A 3,763-nucleotide genomic window follows, 5' to 3' on the forward strand; every position below is an offset into this window, starting at 1 on the left:
TTACCCTTTCCCCAGATCATAAGGAAAGTGAAAAATGCTTATCCGAACCGTATTGCCTGCCCCCCTGCTTTTTCACTAATCCCCCTGTGGATGCTCATCCCACAAGGTTGTCAGTTCTCGTAAACTTTGATGATTGCCATTACCCAAAATCAGATGATCTAGTACCGGAATGCCCAAAAGCTGCGCCCCTGATAATAACTGACGCGTCAATTCTATATCTTCCTGGCTGGGTTCAAGGTTCCCAGAAGGATGGTTGTGGGCAACTATTACCCGCGTTGCACCTTGACGAATAACTTCTCGAAAAATATCACGAGGAGAAGCTAGGGTTTCGGTTGCAGTACCAATGGTAATTACTTGCGTACCCAGCAAGCGATTCTTGACATCTAACAACACCACTGCAAAACGTTCTTGTACCTGCCACATCAAATCTTGACTGAGGGTAGCAGCAGCAGCAAGTGGGCTATCAATTAATGTGCCATCATTCGGTCGAGATTGAAAAGCGCGTTTGCCCAATTCAATTGCTGCTAAGATACTTGTCGCTTTCGCTGGGCCAACACCAGAAATTTGCATCAACTCAGCAGGGCTAACTTCTCGCAATACTACCAAAGGATCGCGTTGGTGTTTGCTTAATTCGCTCAAGATATATTGTCCCAAACCCACAGCAGATAGTTTTCCCGGCCCTTGACCAGTGCCTAGAAGAATTGCAATTAACTCCGCTGTGGCTAAAATTTTTGCACCATGCGTCATTAATCGCTCACGCGGACGCTCATTTGTAGGTAGGTCGGCAATTCTGAGGCAATAGGTCATATTAAACTAAGAGAATAGCACCACACATAGAACTATCCTTAGTTATCCCTTGTTTGCTCCCAAAATCTTCTTTATTTGAGAAAATCTTTAACCTTGGTAAGTTTGTATAGGTAATTTCATTTGCAACTTTTAAAGGGAACACTAAAAAAGATGATTTAAGGCGATGCCTACAGCGGTAAACTACGCTATGTTTGACAATCTATTCAACAATCTCAAAGGTTTTATTGACTCTAAAATTCAGGAAGTCGGTAACGATCTCCAAAAACGCTTCGGCGTTCCCGAACCCGCAGAGCCATTTGTGCTGATTCGTCGATTCACACCTGCCGATTCCACGGTGACAAAAGGAGGCATTGCAATTGTCAAAGAAGGCTGGCAAATAGAAGCCTATGACAATAATACTCAGTCATTGTTAACTAGTACAGATCCTTTGCGAAATGTCATCTTATTTGAAGTTGCAGAACCTGATGTCCAAGAATGTGTTCTTGCTTGTCAATTTTACGCGACAGTGTTGAATACAGAAAAACCAATTAAAGTTAGTTTAGGTTTACGTAGACCGGGACAATGGGGTGCAATGATAACAACTTCACAGTCTACAGGAGTTTCGTCAACGGAAGATTTTCGGCCTTACGAAGTGCGTGCCCATTTTAAAAAAGAAGCAAATGCTGCCAAAGTTCAAATCAGTGTGCAATTTGAGAGTAGTGGCATTCTTAAAATTAGAGATATTGAATTGCTGCAAGCCCCCGTCAAGTCGGAATCATGAGTAATAAGTAGGTTGGCACAATTAAACCGAACTATACAAAGTTTTGTATGGGTAAAGGGAAAAGGTTAAAGGGTAAAGGTTTTTCCCTTTTACCCTTAACCTTTACCCTTCTTAATTTAGTTGTGTTTTTTAGCACCTACTTACTTATCTGAAGGTTTGAGCAAGCAAAGTGCGTAGTTTCCGGCTTTAGGCATCGCATAATTAGCACACAACACTGCGATTCCTGGTTAACTATGAGTCAGCGATCGCATAATTCAGCAGCCCTACACCACAGGCGATCGCAAACCCTTTTAACTTTTTAATTTTCCTTAATTACTGATGAATTTGCGTTGCTTTCAACATGTGGTAGGTAATGATCAACTGAGTCAGAGCCAGAGGATAACTTTGCAGTGTTTCTCCAGTTGTACCAGCAATTTTACCCAGTTCTGGATTACTTTCGCGATCGCAAATATTTCGGAGATGGGGCATATCAGAACAAATAATATGCTCTAGCTTATTCACCTGTTCTAAGGTGGCATGACCATCAACTTCTAAAACATCCACAGGTTTGCACATATCCCTATCTAGTCCCAGCCGGATGGCTGAGTCAGAATTGCTGGAACTAGAGTTGGTAATTGCGGTGAAATCTGGATGTGGAATTGTCGGACGCAGTACCAGTCGGACATTCAGGTGTCCATTGGTTTCATCATCTTCATCAGTGGGTGGATAGAAACTAATGACTATATCAGACCATTGCCGTTGGGGACGGATAAACTGGGCTGAGTCTGGTTCGCGCTTTTCTAGTTCCGCTAGCACCTGTTCCGGTGTGTAACCCCGCTTTTGCGTATCTCGTTTGACTTTCCACTTAGCACGTAAATCTTCAGGAGGCGCAAGATAGACTTTAACATCATAAGAGTCACGGGCGGCACGAGTAGAATAACCGAGTAATCCTTCGATAATCACGAATTTACTGGGCTTGATATAGTGAGGTGCCTCGAATGTGCCTGTTTTGTGGCTATAAACTGGCTTGAGAATTGGTTGTCCTGTGCGTAGCAGCGACAGATGTTGCTGCATAATATCCAGGTGGTTGCAGTCGGGGTGGAGGGCAGTGATGCCAATTTCTGCACGTTGTTGGCGATCGTAACGGTGGTAATCATCTGTACAGATGATTGTGACATCTTCTGGGCCGAGTGCTTGAGCGATTCCCCGCGTTAGCGTTGTTTTACCAGCCGCGCTGTCGCCGACAATACCAAGAATTATTGGACGGCTCATCATAACCTCCGATAATAAAAACAACTTTAGTAATAAAATTACCTACAATAGTTTTTATTCTAGAAGGGTTTAAGCAAGTAACTCAACCAAAGGCTTGGTATGCAATATCTCTACACATAGATGTTTGTGCGGATATCGCTTTTTGCATAATAATCACAATCTACATGATTGTCAGAGTTATCTGTACACATAATCATGAATGCAAAACTAGACATTCCTTGCTGAACTTACTCTCAGGCGCAGATATTCAATTTTGATACAAGCATCCATAACCATATTTAGTCCTGCATCAATAGCTTTTTGTGCTGATGGTTGATGCCAGATACCCAGTTGTGTCCATACAGTTTTCGCATTGATAGAAATTGCTTCATCCACAATTTCTGACAAGTACTCACTACGGCGAAACACGTTAACAATATCCACAGGTTCGGGTAATTCCTGGAGTGCAGCATAACTGGGTTGACCATCAATTTCTTTAATTAGGGGGTTAACGGCATAGACTGTATAGCTTTTCTGCCGCAAGAATTGGGCGATTTGATAACTGGTGCGTTGGGCGAAGCCCTTGCCGTAGGCATCGCGTTTATCAGAGTGACCCACAACAGCGATGGTTTTGGCTTGAGTCAACACTTCACGCAGGGCGTTATCATCTTCTTTAAGGTTTAGCATGGTCTAATATATCCTGAGCGTAGGCGCAGCCCGTCGTAGACATCGCTTTGCTATCAAATCTGAGTTGCATTTAAATATAATTTTGACTTTTAAAAAATCATCCACGAGTATAAAAGACTCATTCACGAGTATAAAAGACTCATTCACGAATATCAAAGACTCATTCACGAGTATAAAAGACTCATTCACGAATATAAAAGACTCATTCACGAGTATAAAAGACTCATTCACGAATATAAAAGACTCATTCACGAGTATAAAAGACTCATTCACGAATAT

At 42.3% G+C, this 3,763-nt stretch carries 4 protein-coding genes; 1 reads left to right on the forward strand and 3 read right to left on the reverse strand.

The features are described 5' to 3' along the window. Positions 1–75: 75 nt before the first annotated feature. On the reverse strand, positions 76–807 hold the full coding sequence (gene radC / locus RMY16_RS25950) for a RadC family protein (RefSeq protein WP_322738774.1): 732 nt from the start codon (positions 805–807) through the stop codon (positions 76–78). Between the two features lie 163 nt (positions 808–970). On the opposite strand from radC, the gene RMY16_RS25955 reads away from it, so the two are divergent. Then, a complete protein-coding gene (locus RMY16_RS25955; protein ID WP_322738775.1) occupies positions 971–1,567 on the forward strand; it encodes a hypothetical protein in 597 nt (198 codons plus the stop codon). A 312-nt stretch (positions 1,568–1,879) separates the two neighbouring features. Here the strand turns inward: RMY16_RS25955 and RMY16_RS25960 are convergent, their stop codons facing one another. After that, a complete protein-coding gene (locus RMY16_RS25960) occupies positions 1,880–2,818 on the reverse strand; it encodes a phosphoribulokinase (RefSeq protein WP_322664727.1) in 939 nt (312 codons plus the stop codon). A gap of 207 nt (positions 2,819–3,025) precedes the next feature. Continuing rightward, on the reverse strand, positions 3,026–3,484 hold the full coding sequence (locus RMY16_RS25965; protein WP_322738776.1) for a CoA-binding protein: 459 nt from the start codon (positions 3,482–3,484) through the stop codon (positions 3,026–3,028). Between the last annotated feature and the right edge of the window lie 279 nt (positions 3,485–3,763).

The organism is Nostoc sp. DedQUE12b, from assembly GCF_034530835.1.
Classification (GTDB): domain Bacteria; phylum Cyanobacteriota; class Cyanobacteriia; order Cyanobacteriales; family Nostocaceae; genus Nostoc.

Coding starts and splice junctions, on each gene's coding strand:
- radC (WP_322738774.1), bottom strand. CDS start 807: ATGACCTATTGCCTCAGAATTGCCGACCTACCTACAAATGAGCGTCCG.
- RMY16_RS25955 (WP_322738775.1), top strand. CDS start 971: ATGCCTACAGCGGTAAACTACGCTATGTTTGACAATCTATTCAACAAT.
- RMY16_RS25960 (WP_322664727.1), bottom strand. CDS start 2,818: ATGAGCCGTCCAATAATTCTTGGTATTGTCGGCGACAGCGCGGCTGGT.
- RMY16_RS25965 (WP_322738776.1), bottom strand. CDS start 3,484: ATGCTAAACCTTAAAGAAGATGATAACGCCCTGCGTGAAGTGTTGACT.